10 protein-coding genes and 1 pseudogene are annotated in these 15,873 nt (G+C 68.2%); 8 read left to right on the forward strand and 3 right to left on the reverse strand.

The window, feature by feature from the left end; translation table 11 throughout:
• Window positions 1-19: 19 nt before the first annotated feature.
• Complete coding sequence (locus tag A3AG_RS0113220; RefSeq protein WP_018005863.1) at window positions 20-823, reverse strand: SDR family NAD(P)-dependent oxidoreductase; 804 nt, start codon at window positions 821-823, stop codon at window positions 20-22.
• A gap of 176 nt (window positions 824-999) precedes the next feature.
• Here A3AG_RS0113220 and A3AG_RS0113225 point away from each other — a divergent pair, with 176 nt between their 5' ends.
• The 6 genes from A3AG_RS0113225 (at window position 1,000) to A3AG_RS0113250 (ending at window position 9,253) form a co-directional block, all read left to right on the forward strand.
• Window positions 1,000-1,950: a GlxA family transcriptional regulator gene (locus A3AG_RS0113225; protein ID WP_018005864.1), complete on the forward strand. Its 951-nt coding sequence runs from the start codon at window positions 1,000-1,002 to the stop codon at window positions 1,948-1,950.
• A 134-nt stretch (window positions 1,951-2,084) separates the two neighbouring features.
• Window positions 2,085-4,208 carry a polyphosphate kinase 1 gene (gene ppk1 / locus A3AG_RS0113230; RefSeq protein WP_026164163.1) on the forward strand — a complete coding sequence of 708 codons (2,124 nt, stop codon included), beginning with the start codon at window positions 2,085-2,087 and terminating at the stop codon, window positions 4,206-4,208.
• A 74-nt stretch (window positions 4,209-4,282) separates the two neighbouring features.
• Window positions 4,283-5,179, forward strand: a complete 897-nt coding sequence (locus tag A3AG_RS0113235) for a helix-turn-helix domain-containing protein (RefSeq protein WP_018005866.1) — start codon at window positions 4,283-4,285, stop codon at window positions 5,177-5,179.
• Between the two features lie 124 nt (window positions 5,180-5,303).
• Window positions 5,304-5,972, forward strand: coding sequence for an aldehyde dehydrogenase iron-sulfur subunit (locus A3AG_RS0113240; RefSeq protein ID WP_018005867.1), 669 nt, complete (start codon window positions 5,304-5,306; stop codon window positions 5,970-5,972).
• Window positions 5,969-6,967: an FAD binding domain-containing protein gene (locus A3AG_RS0113245; protein ID WP_018005868.1), complete on the forward strand. Its 999-nt coding sequence runs from the start codon at window positions 5,969-5,971 to the stop codon at window positions 6,965-6,967. The genes A3AG_RS0113240 and A3AG_RS0113245 overlap by 4 nt, the downstream gene beginning before the upstream one ends.
• A 72-nt stretch (window positions 6,968-7,039) precedes the next feature.
• Window positions 7,040-9,253 carry a xanthine dehydrogenase family protein molybdopterin-binding subunit gene (locus tag A3AG_RS0113250; RefSeq protein ID WP_026164164.1) on the forward strand — a complete coding sequence of 738 codons (2,214 nt, stop codon included), beginning with the start codon at window positions 7,040-7,042 and terminating at the stop codon, window positions 9,251-9,253.
• 159 nt (window positions 9,254-9,412) lie between these two features.
• Here A3AG_RS0113250 and A3AG_RS0113255 read toward each other — a convergent pair whose 3' ends face one another.
• Both A3AG_RS0113255 and pdxR read right to left on the reverse strand, forming a co-directional pair.
• Entirely contained in the window at window positions 9,413-10,846 is a 1,434-nt protein-coding gene (locus A3AG_RS0113255; RefSeq protein ID WP_018005870.1) for an FAD-binding oxidoreductase, read from the reverse strand.
• Between the two features lie 160 nt (window positions 10,847-11,006).
• Entirely contained in the window at window positions 11,007-12,602 is a 1,596-nt protein-coding gene (gene pdxR / locus A3AG_RS0113260) for a MocR-like pyridoxine biosynthesis transcription factor PdxR (protein WP_026164165.1), read from the reverse strand.
• 159 nt (window positions 12,603-12,761) lie between these two features.
• On the opposite strand from pdxR, the gene A3AG_RS0113265 reads away from it, so the two are divergent.
• Window positions 12,762-14,117 carry an ArgE/DapE family deacylase gene (locus tag A3AG_RS0113265; protein WP_026164166.1) on the forward strand — a complete coding sequence of 452 codons (1,356 nt, stop codon included), beginning with the start codon at window positions 12,762-12,764 and terminating at the stop codon, window positions 14,115-14,117.
• A 77-nt stretch (window positions 14,118-14,194) separates the two neighbouring features.
• Window positions 14,195-15,800: pseudogene (locus tag A3AG_RS31640) on the forward strand (ABC transporter substrate-binding protein).
• Window positions 15,801-15,873: the final 73 nt, after the last annotated feature.

The following is a 15,873-nucleotide window of genomic DNA, read 5'->3' on the forward strand; positions in this document are numbered from 1 at the left end:
GCGCTCCGGACGCGGACGATTACCTCGCAAGGCCGTACCGCGCGGCCGGCTGCGCACGCGAAAGGTTCGGCCCCAGCGCGGCGCGTGCCGCCTCGAAGGCGTGCCAGTCCGCGGCGTCCGGCAACGACGGCAGCGTGATCACCTCGCCCTGGTCCAGTCCTGCCAGTGCCGCATCGACCAGGTCGTCGCCGTCCATCACCAGCGCTTCCGGCAGGTTCTCGACAGGGTGCCCGGCAACGTCCCAGAACGCCGTGCGGGTCGCCCCCGGCAGCACCGCCTGGACGCGCACGCCGTGGCCGGCAAGCTCATGCTGCAGCGACTGGGTAAAGGCCAGCACGAAGGCCTTGGAGCCGCCGTAGACGCCGTTCAGCACCTCGGGCGCGATCGCCACGATCGAGGCAATATTGATGATCGTGCCCTGGCCCCGCGCCACGAAGGCCGGCGCCGCGGCGTAGGTGAGGCGGGTCAGCGCCGTGACGTTGAGTTCGATCATCGCCTGCATGGTGTCCGCATCCGACGCCAGCAACGGCGACGCGCCACCGAAGCCCGCGTTGTTGACCAGCGTGGTGATGCTGGCGTCCGTCCTCAGGATGTTCTCGACATGGCGCAAGTCGGCCGCCTGGCCCAGGTCGGCCGTGACGATTTCGACGGAGCGGCCGGTCTGGTCGGTGATGCGCCGCGCCAGTGCCTCGAGGCGGTTGCGGTTGCGTGCCACCAGGATCAGGTCATGGCCGCGGCGCGCGAGCCGGTCCGCGTAGATGGCGCCGATGCCCGAAGAAGCCCCGGTGATCAGGGCAGTGCCGGCGTGGGAATGAGTTGTCACGTTGAAGCTCCATAGCAGTGGGGAAGGCGGAGGAAAGGTCCGTGGCAGCCGGCGGTGCATATCGCCGCTGCGTGCATGGAAGATTAGGTGCACAATGGCGATGGCAACAATGTCGTAGATCCCACTTTTTATGCCATGGCAGGGAATGTGCCCTCCAATGCCATCAGGAGTTCACCATGCACCATGTGGCCATTGCCTTGTATCCCGGCTTCCAGGCGCTGAACCTTGCGGTGTCGACGGTGCTCGAGTTCGCCAACCGGGCGCTTGGCGAGCCGCTGTACCAGGTTCACTTGCTGTCCGAACATGGCGGCCCCGTGGCGAGTTCCGGGGGCTTTGCCGTCACCACCGAGCCCTTGGGCCGGCGCCGCTTCGATACCGTGCTGGTGGTGGGAGACAATGACGTCCTGCCTGCGCCGCCCGCGCTGGTGAAGTTCCTGCAGCGCGCGGCGCGCACTTCGCGGCGCATCGGCGCGACTTGCACCGGCGCCTTCACGCTGGCGGAGGCGGGCCTGCTGGCCGGCCGCCGTGCCACCACGCACTGGTATTACGCCGAGGAACTGCGGCGCCGCTTCCCGGACGTCAGCGTGGAGGAGGACCGCATCTTCATCATCGACGGTCCGGTGTGGACCTCGGCCGGGATGTCGGCCTGCATCGACCTGGCGCTGGCACTGGTGGAGAAAGACGCGGGCGCCGCGGTGGCGCGAGGCGTGGCCAAGAGCCTGGTCGTGTACCATCGCCGCGCCGGCGGCCAGTCGCAGTTTTCGGCCCTGCTGAACCTGGAGCCGCGCTCCGATCGCATTCGTGGCGCACTGGATTTCGCGCGGCAGAACCTGCAACAGGACCTTTCGGTGGAGCAGCTGGCGAATGCGGCGCACCTCAGCGCCCGCCAGTTCTCGCGCGCCTTCCGCGACGAAACCGGCCAGAGCCCGGCCAAAGCCGTGGAGCGCCTGCGCGTGGAGGCGGCGCGGCTGATGATGGAAAGCGGCCGCCATCCCATCGATGTGGTGGCCCGGGATACCGGCTTTGGCGATCCCGAGCGCATGCGGCGGGCCTTTCTGCGCGCCTTCGGGCAACCGCCGCAGGCGATCCGCCGCATGGCGCGCGGCGGCGTACCGCCCCCGGCTTAGCTGGTGTGCCCGTCACATTGGCGAGATCGGTGTGCCGCGGCAGGACTTCTTTCGCGAACGCCGGAAGCGGAATCCCGGCGACATGCGCGATACGCCAGCTAGAATCTGAAGACAGTTTCTCTTGGCACGGCATCATGAGACACGAATCTGGCGTCAGGCAGGACGAGTCGCAGGGTCCACGCGGGCGCGATCCGGCGGATGCGGCTACGTTGCCCAACGGCAATGCGCGCTTCATCAACCGCGAACTCAGCCAGCTTGAGTTCTTTCACCGCGTGCTGCAGCAGGCGGCCGATCCGGCCATGCCGCTGCTCGAGCGCCTGCGGGCCCTGTGCACCTTCAGCAGCAACCTCGACGAGTTCTACGAAATCCGCGTGGCGGGATTGAAGGAACAGTGCGTGCTGTCGTCGCCGGTGGTCGGACCGGACGGGCTGACGCCGCAGGCCGTTTATGCCGCGGTCAACCAGCGGGTGCGCGAGCTGGTCGGTCAACAGTACCGGCTGTTCAATGACGTGCTGATTCCCGCCATGGCCCAGGAGCAGATTTGCTTCCTGCGGCGGCCATCGTGGAACACCGCGCAGCAAGACTGGATTCGCGAATTCTTCTTTGCCGAGCTGATGCCGGTCCTGACGCCGATCCGGCTGGACCCGGCACATCCGTTTCCGCGGGTGCTGAACAAGAGCCTGAATTTCGCCGTTGATCTCGAGGGCAAGGATGCGTTCGGCCGCAGCTCCGGCAATGCCATCGTGCAGGCGCCCAGGGCGCTGCCGCGCGTGATCGCGCTGCCAGCGCAGGTTGCGGGATGCGAACACGGCTTCGTGTTCCTGTCTTCGATCCTGCATGCCCACGTCGGCGAGTTGTTCAGCGGCATGACGGTGCGCGGCTGCTACCAGTTCCGGGTCACCCGCAACAGCGAGCTGTTTGTCGACGAGGAAGAGGTCAAGAACCTGCGCGAGGCACTGCAGGGCGAACTGCCGCACCGGCACCTTGGCGATGCGGTGCGGCTGGAGTTGGCCGACAACTGCCCGCGCGCCATGACCGCGTTCCTGCAGGAGCAGTTTGGCCTCGCGCCCGGCGAGGTGTTCGCGGTCAACGGCCCGGTCAACCTGGTTCGCCTGATGCAGGTGCCGGACCAGGTCGACCGGCCGGACCTGAAATACCCGCCGTTCCGGCCGGGCTTGCCGAAGGCGCTGCGGGACCAGCCCGATGTCTTCCGCGCCATGCGCGACGGCGACATCCTGCTGCACCATCCGTTCCAGGCGTTTGGGCCGGTGGTCGATTTCGTCAGGCAGGCGGCGCAGGATCCGGACGTGGTGGCGATCAGCCAGACGGTGTATCGGGCCGGGCACGACTCGGCGCTGCTGTCGTCGCTGATCGAGGCGGCGCGCAACGGCAAGGAGGTCACGGCCGTGGTGGAGCTGATGGCGCGCTTCGACGAAGAGGCCAACATCGGCTGGGCGGGGCAACTCGAGGAAGTAGGCGCGCATGTGGTCTATGGCGTGGTCGGCTTCAAGGCGCACGCCAAGATCCTGATGGTGGTGCGGCGCGAGGACGGACGGCTCAGGCGCTATGTGCATCTCGGCACCGGCAACTATCATCACGAGACCTCGCGCAGCTATACGGATTTCGGCTTGCTGACCTGCGATGAAGCGCTGACCCAGGATGTGGCACAGGTCTTCAGCCAGCTGACCGGCCGCGGCCAGACGCAAAGCATGACCCATGTCTGGCAATCGCCGTTTACGCTGAAGCAGCAACTGCTGGCAGCGATCCGGGGCGAAGCCGAGCATGCCAGGGCGGGGCGCAAGGGGCGGATCATCGCCAAGATGAATGCGCTGCTCGAGCCCGATCTGATCCAGGCGCTGTACGACGCGTCAGGCCAGGGCGTGCGCATCGACCTGATCGTGCGGGGCGCGTGCGCGCTGCGTCCGGGTGTCGCCGGTCTGTCCGAGCACATCACGGTGAAATCGGTGATGGGCCGGTTTCTCGAGCACTCGCGCATTTTCTGCTTCCACGACGGCGGCGCCGACAAGGTCATGCTGTCGAGCGGGGAATGGATGGAGCGCAGCCTGTCGCGTCGCATCGAAATATCTTTTCCAGTGCTCGATCCCCGCTTGAAGGCGCGGGTCCTCTCCGAAGGCCTGGAGCCGTATCTGTCCGACCGGCGCGAAGCGTGGATGATGACGCCGGAAGGCAACTATGTGCGCCAGCCCGTGCCGGACGGCGAGTCGGCGCAGTGCATGCTGCTGGCTGCGCTGACCTGAGTGCGCCACCTGAGTGCGCCACCTGAGTGCGCCATTGCCACGTATCGCCCCCAGCCCCTGCGAAAGGAACGACGATGACCCTGACCCCAGCCATCGGCCAAGGCCGCCTCAAGGCACGCCAGGCCAGGAGCGCTGCCGCGTACACGACCTCCATGCTTGGCGGCGGCCTGGTGTTCGACCATCGCCACTGGGCCTGCGGCGAGGCGGAGTTCCGCTGGAAGGCGCCGCGCCACCTGATCGTGCTGACCGAGCGCGGCTCGACCGGCCGCACTTGCGTCTACAGCGAAGGGCGCCTGATGCACGACGGGCGCGACCGGCCCGGCACGCTCAGTTTCGTGCCTGCCCACGCGGAACGCAGCGGGCATTTCCGCGACGCGGACCTGGTCTACACGGCGCTGTGGCTCGATCCGGCGCTGGCGCTGCCGGGTTGCGACCGGCTGGCGCAATTGCCGATGCGCATCAACGGCACCGCCGACGCGGTGGTGCAGGCACTGCTGACCTCGCTCAGCGCCGACATGGCTGCCGGACGCGTGCCCGAACCGGTCTACCTGGAGCATCTGGTGTCGCTGGTGGCGCTGCGCCTCGCGGGCGCCGCGCCGGCTGCGCCGTCGAGGCGCGTGCAGGGGCTGGGCCAGCGGCTGCTGGCGCGCCTGACCGACTATATCGATGCGCGGCTGGATGCGTCGCTGTCGCTGAACGACCTGGCCGGCGTCGCGGGCATGCCGGTGGACACCTTCGCACGGCGCTTCAAGGCGGAGACCGGCATGGCCCCGTATGCCTACGTCATCGACCGGCGCGTGCGGCGCGCGCAATCCCTGCTGATCGGCAGCGCGCTGCCGATCAGCGCCGTGGCGCTGGAACTGGGCTTTTCGAGCCAGAGCCATTTCACTTCCACGTTCCAGCGCCTGACCGGCACGACGCCGCGCAGCTATCGGCAGCACTTGCGCCGGGATCCTGATAGTTCCGCCTGATATGTGAAAGAAACGCCCTGCTGGCGCCGACATACTGCCGGTGCCGGCTGTGGCGGCTTCCGCTGGGGAATCCGGTCGCGCCGTGCGGCAGGGCCAGGCCCTGCCTCCCTCACAGGAGCAGATCATGGATCAGGCGGACCATCCGCAAAACCCCGGTCGCCGCGCCGTGCTGCGCGCCAGCGCGGCGAGCGGCATGCTGTTCGCCGTCGGCCCCGCGCCGGCGCAGGGCGCAGCGGGCCCATCGTCGGCCTCGAATGCCACGCCCGCCGCCGTGCCGCTCCGGCCGCTGACCTTGCGCATCAACGGCGCGGAACATGCCGTGCAACTGGATGTGCGCACGACGCTGCTGGACGCACTGCGCAACCAGCTCGGCCTGACCGGCACCAAGAAGGGCTGCGACCATGGCCAGTGCGGCGCCTGCACGGTGCTGGTGAACGGCCGCCGCATCAATGCCTGCCTGACGCTGGCGGTGATGCACGACGGCGACGCCATCACCACCATCGAAGGGCTGGCGGACGGCGATACGCTGCATCCCCTGCAATCCGCATTTATCGCGCGTGACGCGTTCCAGTGCGGCTACTGCACGCCCGGCCAGATCTGCTCGGCCGTCGGCATGCTGGCCGAGGTGCGTGCCGGCTGGCCCAGCCATGCCAGCCGCGATGTCGCCGCGCGGGCGTTCGCGCTCGACGAGGCCGAGATCCGCGAGCGCATGAGCGGCAACCTGTGCCGCTGCGCGGCCTATCCGAACATCGTTGCCGCGATCCGCGATGCAGCCGACGGGGGCCAGGCATGATGAGCTTCAGCTATGAGCGCGCCGGCAACGCCGCCGAGGCGGTCCAGGCCGTCGCCAGCCGGGACGGCGCCCGCTTTATCGGCGGCGGCACCAACCTGCTCGACCTGATGAAGCTGGGCATCGAGCAGCCCCGCCACCTGGTGGACGTGAGCCGGCTGCCGCTCGCCGCGATCGAGGATACCGCGGACGGCGGGCTGCGCATTGGCGCGCAGGTGCGCAACAGCGACCTGGCGGCGGACCCGCGCGTGCGCGCGCGCTATCCGCTGCTGTCGCAGGCGCTGCTGGCGGGCGCATCCGCGCAGATCCGCAACAAGGCGTCGACCGCGGGCAACCTGCTGCAACGCACGCGCTGCGCCTATTTCTACGATCCGCACATGCCCTGCAACAAGCGCACGCCCGGCAGCGGCTGCGCGGCGATGCAGGGCCACAACCGCATGAACGCCATCCTGGGCGGCAGCGAAGCCTGCATCGCCGTGCATCCGTCCGACATGGCGGTGGCGATGGCGGCGCTGGACGCGCGCGTGCACACCGTGTTGCCACAGGGCGGCGCGCGCGTCATCCCGGTGCGCGAGTTGCACCGGCTGCCGGGCCCGACGCCGCACATCGAGACCCAGCTCGCGCACGGCGAGATGATCGCCGCGGTCACGCTGCCGCCGCCGCCGGCGGGCCGCCAGCTTTACCGCAAGGTGCGCGACCGCGCCTCGTATGCGTTTGCGCTGGTGGCGGTGGCGCTGGTGCTCGACGTGGCCGGCGGCCAGGTGCGCGGGGCCCGCATCGCACTGGGCGGCGTGGCGCCGCGCCCGTGGCGGGCGGACGGCGCCGAGCAGGCACTGCGCGGCAGGGCGGCGGATGCGACCGGCTGGCAGGCGGCCGCCGACGCGGCGCTCGTGGGCGCGCGCGGCCATGGCGGCAACGATTTCAAGATTCCGCTGGCGCTACGCACGGTGCGGCAGGCATTGGCCGCCGCGGCGCAGCCCGTTCCGCAGCGGACCTGACACGAACTGGTGCTCCGGTGCGCGGCCGCCGATCGGCTTGCCGCCACGGGCACATGGCGACGGACACGAACCATGACGACAAAGATGCAGGGTAATGCGGGCCGGGGGCAGGGCGCTCCGGTGGGCCTGCCCATCGACCGGGTCGACGGCAGGCTGAAGGTGACGGGCCGCGCCACCTATGCCTATGAACAGCCGTCGGCAGGACCGGTGCCGCCGGCTTACGGCTATATCGTGGGCGCCACCATCGCCCGCGGCCGCATCGTTGCCATCGATACCCGGCAGGCGCGGCAGGCGCCGGGGGTGATCCATGTGATGACGCATCGGAACGCGCCGGCGCAGCCGGCCTTCGGGCCCTCGGTGCCGCCCACGCCGCGCGACGTGTTCACGCGCGCGCGGCCGTACCTGGCATCGGACCGCGTGCGCTATTACGACGAGCCGGTGGCGCTGGTGGTGGCCGAGAGCTTCGAGGCGGCGCGCGCCGCCGCCGCGCTGGTGCAGGTGCGCTACCAGGCCGAGCCCGGGGAATTCGAGCTGGCGCCGCGGCTGGCCGAGGCCTACCAGCCGCCGCGCACCAACGCCGGATTCGCGCCCGACAGCGCGACCGGCAATTTTGCCAACGCGTTCTCCGAGGCACCGGTGGCGCTCGACGTGACCTATGCCACGCCGTACCAGAGCCACAACCCGATGGAGCCGCACGCCACCATGGCGGTATGGTCGGATGCGGGCCTGACCGTCTACACCGGGTCGCAGACGCTGGGCAACTTCCAGGCGGGCCTGGCCGCCACGCTGCGCATCCCGCCGGAACGGGTGCGCATCGTCAGCCCCTTTACCGGCGGCGGCTTCGGCGCCAAGCTGATCGTCCATGCCGATACGGTGCTGGCCGCGCTGGCGGCGCGCGAACTGCGGCGGCCGGTCAAGATCGCGCTGACGCGCCAGCAGATGTATGCGAACGCCGGCCATCGCGCGGCCATGTCGCATCGCGTGCGCCTGGGCGCGGACCGGGACGGGCGGCTGTCGGCAATGGGCTACGAGGTCTGGTCGGCCACCTGCCGGTTCGAGGAGTATTGCGAGCAGACCGCGGTGTTCGCGCGCGCGCTGTATGCCGCGCCGCACCGCGCGACGCGGCACCGGCTGGTGCCGGTCGACCTGAACCGCGGCGAATGGATGCGTTCGCCCGGCGAGGCGCCGGGCATGCTGGCCTTCGAGTGCGCCATGGACGAGCTGACCGGCCTGCCGTACTCGACCCGCAACCTGGTGGACTGCATGCGCACCGGCGCGGCGCGCTTCGGCTGGCAGCACCGCCGCGCCGCGCCCCGAAGCGTGCGCGAAGGGCGCTGGCTGGTCGGCATGGGCATGGCCGCGGCGATACGGCCGAACTACCTCGGCGCCGCGGCGGCACAGGTGGCCATGGACAGCCGCGGGCGCGTCACGGTGCGGCTCGACATGACCGACATCGGCACCGGCACCTATACCATCCTGACCCAAATCGCCGCCGAGAGCCTGGGCGTGCCGCTGAACTGGGTGCGGGTCGAACTGGGCGACAGCCGCTTCCCGCGCACGGCGGGCTCCGGCGGATCCTGGGGCGCGGCCAGCGCCGGTTCCGCGGTGGCCGACGCCTGCACCCAATTGAAGGCCCGCATCGTGGCCGCCGCCAAGGGGCCGGAACAGGCCGCGCCCGCGGCGGTGCGCTTCGCCGATGGCGCCGTTACCCTCGGCGGGCAGACGCAACGGCTGGACGACCTGATGGCACGCGTCGCGCCCGGCGGCCTGCAGGCGGAAGGCCGGGTGGCCGGCATGGGCGAAGCCTACAAGGCGCATTCGCACCACGCTTATGGCGCGCATTTCGCCGAAGTCGCGGTCGACGCCGATACCGGCGAGATCCGCATGCGGCGCATGCTGGCAGTGATCGGCGCCGGCCGCATCCTCAACCCCAAGACCGCGCGCTCGCAGATCCTGGGCGGCATGACCTGGGGCATCGGCGCCGCGCTGATGGAACAGACCCTGCTGGATACGCGCTACGGCAACTTTATCAACCACGACCTGGCCGAGTACCTGGTGCCGGTCAACGGCGACGTGGCGCAGATGGAGGTGGTGTTCCTGGACCAGCCCGACCCGAACGCCAACCCGCTGGGCATCAAGGGGCTGGGCGAGCTGGGCGTGTGCGGCGCGGGGGCGGCGGTGGCCAATGCGGTCTACAACGCCACCGGGGCGCGGGTGCGGGAGTTTCCGGTGACGCTGGACAAGGTGCTGGCGGGGATGGCGGCGGCGGAGCGGCTGGCCTTGTGAGTGCAAACGCCGGTTGGCGCCGACCGGTACTGCGTGCGCGTCGGACCAGGGTCATGATTCGGCCGTCTTGCGGCACGGCTCGCAGGGTGGCGTGGCGGGTCCGGGCGCAGCGGCGCAGCGCTTCAGGCAGAGAGACCGACCCATCTATGCGCCCTCGCTTCACCTGGGCAGTTCTCGTGCCACGTCGATTACCCGGCCCGGGGACAAGATAAGGTTGGGATCCAGCGACCGTTTGAGTGAGCGCATCAACTCCAGCGCCTCGGGCGTGCGCGAATGCCCAAGGAACGGCTTCTTGTGCGTGCCGATGCCATGCTCGGCGGAAATGCTGCCGTCGAACTCTTGCACCTTGGGGTAGAGCACCTCGCTGATCTCGTGCTCGGGAAAGTCCTCCGCCGTCGCGCCGGGAAGATAAACGCTGACATGCAGGTTGCTGTCGCCCACATGGCCGAAGTTGACCAGTTCGGCATGCGGCCAGCGCGCCAGCACCGCCGTGCGCAGGCTCTCGGCGAAGCGGCCGATCTGGCCGATCGGCACGCTCACGTCGTAGGCGGCATTGGGGGCCCACATCACCGGGAATTCGGCGACCGCGTCGCGCAGCTTCCAGAAGCTCTCGGCTTCCTTCTCGCTGGTGGCAACGGCAGCGTCGGTGATCAGGCCGGCTTCCATCGCCGTTTCCAGCATCGATTCAAAGGCCGCACCGTCCTGTACGGCGTCGTTGCCCTGCAGGTCGACCAGCACATAGAACGGTGAGCCGGCGGGCAGCGGGTTGCGCACGCCGGGCACGCGCGTCGTCACCAGTTCATAGAAGTCGGCCCACATCGCCTCGAAGGCCGACACACGGCCCGACAGCCGGCGCTGCGCATGGCGCAGTAGCGCCACTACGTCTTCATAGCTGCGCAGCGCGCACAGTGCGGTCTGCGTGCTGCTGGGCAGCGGCGCGAGACGCAGCACCGCGCGTGTAATCACGCCGAGCGTGCCTTCGCTGCCGATAAAGAGCTGGCGCAGGTCGTAGCCGGCGTTGTTCTTCTGCATCTTGTTGAGCGAGCTGACCACGGTGCCGTCGGCCAGCACCGCCTCCAGCCCGAGCACCTGCTCGCGCATCATGCCGTAGCGGATCACGCGGTTGCCGCCGGCGTTGGTGGCGATATTGCCGCCGATCTGGCAACTCCCGCGCGCGCCCAGGTCCACGGGAAAGAGCCAGTCCGCCGCACGCGCGGCATCTTGCGTCGCCTGCAGCGTGGTGCCGGCCAGCACGGTCATGGTGCCGGCCCGCGCATCGATCTCTTCCACGCCGCGCATGCGCTCGAGCGACAAGACGAGTTCGCCGCCGGCGGGCGTGGCGGCGCCCGCCAGGCCGGTCAGGCCGCCTTGCGGTACCACCGGCTGCCGGTGGCGGTTGCAGATGGCCAGCACCGCCGACACCTCGGCCGTGCTGCGCGGCCGTGCCACCGCGACCGGCGGCTGCGGGTCCAGCGGTGCATACCAGTCCTTGCGGAAGCGGGTTTCGATGGCATCGCCAATTTGCAGGCCGGCGGGATCGAGGACGCCGGCCAGTTCGGCCAGCAGGGCGGAGGGGTCTTGCACGGGTGCCATCGGGGTCTTTCCGGTTAAGGGAGTCGATAGAGCTGCGAGAGCGGGGAAGAGGGCTCAGGCGCAGCGGTGAATCCTAGGGCAACGCCGCGCACGATGATAAGAGCCAATCGACGCCGGCACGGTGGCACCACGCCTCGCGCCCCGGCTTCACGTGCCTATCTTACGCACCGCTCCATGCTTCGTGGTTGATGCGCGCGCTGAATTCGCGTGGCGGCTGGCGCGTGCGGGCCAGGTGCTCCAGCGCAGGCTCGATGACTTCGGCAAGCTTGTGGAAGGCGGGGCCGATGTCGTCCTCCGGCACGCAGGCGTAGCCCAGCAGCAGCCCCTGCCGCGCGCGCTGCTCGTCGCTGTAGTAGCGCGACAGCGGACGTGCCGACAGACCCTGCGTGCGCGCCGCCATGCTGATGCCGAGATCGTCGGCGCCCGGCGGCAGGTGCACCACCAGGTGCAGGCCTGCCTCGTGTGTCGAGGTCGGCCAGTCCTGGCCAAAGCGTTTCGCGATGGCCTCGCGCAGCAGTCCCTGGCGCTGCGCATAGCGCTGGCGCATGCGTCGCAGGTGCGTGGCGTAGTGACCCTCCTCGATAAAGTCCGCGAGCACCGCCTGCTGCATCAGCTGACCCTCGCGGAACAGTTCCGACAGGCCGGTGGCGAAATGCGGCGCCAGCGGTTTGGGCAACACCATGAAGCCCATGCGCAGCCCGGGAAAGAGCGTCTTGGAGAAGGTGCCCATGTAGATCACCCGGTCGTGCTCGTCCAGGCCCTGCAGCGAAGCCAGCGGCCGCCCTTCGAAGCGGAACTCGCTGTCGTAGTCGTCCTCGACGATCCAGGCGCCGCGATGCCGCGCGTATTCCAGCAGCATGCGCCGCCGCGTCAGGCTCATCACGGTGCCGAGCGGGTACTGGTGCGAGGGCGTCGCGAAGATAAAGCGCGGCGGATCCTGCAGCCGCGCCGCGTCGGGCGCGATGCCTTCGTTATCCACCGGCACGGGAATCACGTCGACGCCCGCATTGGTCAGCAGGCTGCGCGTGCCCCAGTAGCCAGGGTCTTCCATCCACGCCTTGTCCCCCGGGTCGGCCAGCAGGCGCGCGATCAGGTCGATGGCCTGATGGATGCCGGTGGTCAGGATGATCTGCTCGGGCTCGCAGCGCACCGCGCGCGCCAGCCGCAGGTGCTCGGCCAGCACGCGCCGCAGCGGCATATAGCCGCCGTGGTGGGCGTAGGTCAGCAACTCCGGGCGCGGATTGCGCCAGTGCTTGTTCAGCAGCCGGGCCCAGGTTGCATGCGGGAACAGCGAGACATCGGGCACGCCCGCCATGAAGGCACCCCATTGCCGGTCCGACGCGCCGGCGTTGGACACGAGATGCATGCCGCGCCGCGACAGATCGAAGCGGTTTGAATTCTGCTGCACTGCGGGCACAGACGTGGTGCCATTCCTGGCACCGGCCTTGTGCAATGCACTATGGTCGGGAAAAGTCTGCGAGACAAAGGTGCCACGTCCCGTCGATGCGGTGACATAGCCTTCCGCCAGCAGCTGCTCATACGCATACAGAACGGTATTGCGGGAAACCCCTATCTCGGTCGCGAGCAGCCGTGATGCCGGCAGCTTGCTGCCCGCGGAGATAGAGCCAGCAAGGATTTCCTGCCGAATCAGCTCATACAGCTGGCGGTTCATATGCGTCCCGTTGCGCTCCGCCTGCGTCCCCGCCGGACGCTCCAGCCGCTGCAGCAACAACTCGGACAGAATCGTTTCCTTCAAAGTGGCTCCAGCAAATATCGTGAATATGGACCTACCTATGGTACCAACGATCGTTTAATTTTCCATCCGTGGTTGGCGTCATCGCGGAATTTTTGTGATTGACGCCCGATGCGTTGGCTTTGCGTCCCCTTCATGCGTTCCCCCTCGCCAGGAGCTTTCATGTCAGGTCCCGATTCCCTCACGGCCAGCCCGTCTTCCACACAGGCCGCGGTACCCACCACCGCTGAACTTTCGCAAGCCGTGCGTGAACTCCTGCCCTATATGGTCGAGACGCTGTCCGGTTTCGTGGCCGCCAAAAGCCCGTCGGGCGAAGAGCAGCCCGCGGCGGACTTCATCGAAGGCGCGCTGGCAGAGCTGGGCCTGGCTTCCGAGCGCATCGCGCTGCGTACCGAGGACATCCGCCACCTGCCGATGTATTCGCCGGCGTGCTGCCCGGATGGCGGCCGCTACAACCTGCTGGCGACGCACCGGCCCAGCCGCAAGGGTGGGCGCTCGGTGCTGTTCAACGGCCATCTCGACGTGGTGCCGACGGGTCCGGAATCGATGTGGAGCCAGTCGCCGTTCGCGCCGGTGGTGAAGGACGGCTGGCTCTACGGCCGCGGCGCCGGCGACATGAAGGGCGGCATCGTGTGCGCGCTGGCCGCGTTCAAGGCGCTGGCCAGCCTCGGCCTGCAGCCGGCCGGGGCGGTCGGCTTCAATGCGGTGCTGGAAGAAGAGAACACCGGCAACGGCGCGCTTGCCACGGTGGCGGCGCTGCGCAGCGCGGTCGGCGCCGGCAAGCTGGCGTCCTTCGACACCGTGATCATTCCCGAGCCGCTGGGCGAGAGCCTGATGAGCGCGCAGGTCGGCGTGTTCTGGATGTTCATCGAGCTGACCGGCAAGCCGGCGCACGCGGCCTACATGACCAGCGGCGTCAACCCGGTCGAGGCGGGCATCGCGGTGATGGAAGACCTGCGCCAGCTGGAGGCCGAATGGAATCGTCCAGATCACCGGCCGGCGGCATATCGTGACCACGCCCATCCGATCAACTTCAATCTCGGCCAGATCCAGGGCGGCGAGTGGAACTCGTCGGTGCCCTGCACCTGCACGCTGGGCGTCCGCATCGGCTTCTTCCCGAACATGGATATCGACGACGCCAAGGCCACGGTGGCAGCGCGCATCCGCGCCACGGTGGAACGCCTGGCCAGCAATCTCGAACTGCGCATCCGCTATGAAGGCTTCCACGCGCCCGGGTGCGAATTCGATCTCGACGTGCCCAGCATGCAGGCGCTGGGTGAAGCGCACCGCAAGGTCAATGGCACGCCGATCCGCCGCGAGGCGACCACGGCGACCACCGATGCCCGGCATTTCCGCATTGGCCTGGAAACGCCGGTGACCTGCTACGGGCCCGAGGCCCGCAATATCCACGGCATCGACGAATCGGTGTCGCTGGAAAGCATGGTGCGAGTGACCACGACGCTGGCCCAGTTCCTGGTGGACTGGTGCGGCGTGGAACCGGCCGGCGACGCGGCCTGAAGAAGCCGCGCGCAAGCACAACCGGCGCTGCCATCCCGAAGCCATCATCAAAACGAGCCAAACTGAGGAACTGCCCGATGAACCGATTCACGATGCGACTGACCAAGAGCGTGCTGTCGATGGCCTTTGCCGCCGCCGGCCTCGCGCTGCTGCCGCTGGCGCTGCCCACGGGCCATGCCATGGCCCAGACCAAGGGTGGCACGCTGTCCGGTATCGTCCAGCCCGAGCCGCCGATCCTGGTGAGCGCGATGAACTCTCAGGCGCCGACCCAGTACGTGGCCGGCAAGATCTACCAGGGCCTGCTGACCTACAGCCCAGACCTGAAGCCGCAGCCGGAACTGGCGAAGTCGTGGACCATCTCGCCGGACGGCCTGACCTACACCTTCGAGTTGCAGAAGGGCGTGAAGTGGCATGATGGCAAGCCGTTCACCTCGGCCGACGTGGTGTTCTCGATCGACAAGTTGCTGCGCGACGTGCACGTGCGCACGCGCGCCGTCATCAACAAGTACATGGCCTCGATCCGCGCCGTCAACGACAGCACCGTCGAGATCAAGCTGAAGGAGCCGTTCCCGCCGTTTATCTCGATGTTCGAGACCGGCACCATGCCGATGATGCCCAAGCACCTCTACGAAGGCACCGACTACCGCAACAACCCGGCCAACCAGAAGCCGGTCGGCACCGGCCCCTTCATGTTCAAGGAGTGGAAGAAGGGCGCCTATATCAAGCTGGCGAAGAACCCCAACTACTGGAAGGCGGGCAAGCCTTACCTGGACGAACTGGTGTTCTACGTGATCCCGGATTCCGCCTCGCGCGCCGTGGCCTTCGAGAAGGGCGACGTGCAGGTGTTGCGCGGCGGCGATGTCGATAACGTCGACGTCAAGCGCCTGCGCGCGCTGCCCAACGTGGAGTACACCACCAAGGGCTGGGAATTGTTCTCGCCGATGGCCAGCATGCTGCTCAACGAGCGCAAGCCGCCGTTCGACAACGTCAAGGTGCGCCAGGCGGTGATGCACGTGCTCAACCGCAAGATGATCGTCAACAACATCTTCTTCGGCATGGGCAAGCCGGCGGTCAGCCCGTTCTCGTCGACCACGCTGTTCTTCGACAAGAACATGCCCGAGTACGACTTCAACCTGAAGAAGGCGCGCGAGCTGGTCAAGGCGTCGGGTGTCGACGTGGGCAAGTACCCGGTCAAGATCCTGTCGACCTCGTACGGCGCCAACTGGGACCGCCTGGACGAGTACGTCAAGCAGATGCTCGAGCAGATCGGCTTCAAGGTCAGCATCGAGTCGGCCGATGCCGGCACCTGGTCGGCACGCGTCAGCAACTGGGAATTCGACCTGACCACCACCTACACCTACCAGTACGGCGACCCCGCGCTGGGCGTCGAGCGGCTCTACGTGACGCGCAATATCGTCAAGGGCACGCCGTTCGCCAAACGTGCAGGGCTACAGCAATCCGAAGGCGGATGAGCTGTGGGCCAAGGCCGGTTCGACCATGGACACCGCGGAGCGCCAGAAGCTGTACAGCGAGCTGCAGAAGATCCTGGTGACCGACGTGGCCAATGCCAACCTGTTCGAGGTGGAGTTCCCCACGCTGTACCGCAAGCATGTCAAGAACCTCGTGACCACCGCCATCGGCCTGAACGAGTCTTTCGACAACGTCTCGATCGAGAAGAACTGAGCGAGACCGGAGCCGATGCCCGCGCCTGGGCCGGCGCGGGCAGCCAGCCCTGAAGCCTGAAATCCGCTGCCAT

It is taken from the genome of Cupriavidus neocaledonicus, assembly GCF_000372525.1.
GTDB classification, from domain to species: domain Bacteria; phylum Pseudomonadota; class Gammaproteobacteria; order Burkholderiales; family Burkholderiaceae; genus Cupriavidus; species Cupriavidus neocaledonicus.

Coding starts and splice junctions, on each gene's coding strand:
- A3AG_RS0113225 (WP_018005864.1), top strand. CDS start 1,000: ATGCACCATGTGGCCATTGCCTTGTATCCCGGCTTCCAGGCGCTGAAC.
- ppk1 (WP_026164163.1), top strand. CDS start 2,085: ATGAGACACGAATCTGGCGTCAGGCAGGACGAGTCGCAGGGTCCACGC.
- A3AG_RS0113235 (WP_018005866.1), top strand. CDS start 4,283: ATGACCCTGACCCCAGCCATCGGCCAAGGCCGCCTCAAGGCACGCCAG.
- A3AG_RS0113240 (WP_018005867.1), top strand. CDS start 5,304: ATGGATCAGGCGGACCATCCGCAAAACCCCGGTCGCCGCGCCGTGCTG.
- A3AG_RS0113245 (WP_018005868.1), top strand. CDS start 5,969: ATGATGAGCTTCAGCTATGAGCGCGCCGGCAACGCCGCCGAGGCGGTC.
- A3AG_RS0113250 (WP_026164164.1), top strand. CDS start 7,040: ATGACGACAAAGATGCAGGGTAATGCGGGCCGGGGGCAGGGCGCTCCG.
- A3AG_RS0113255 (WP_018005870.1), bottom strand. CDS start 10,846: ATGGCACCCGTGCAAGACCCCTCCGCCCTGCTGGCCGAACTGGCCGGC.
- A3AG_RS0113265 (WP_026164166.1), top strand. CDS start 12,762: ATGTCAGGTCCCGATTCCCTCACGGCCAGCCCGTCTTCCACACAGGCC.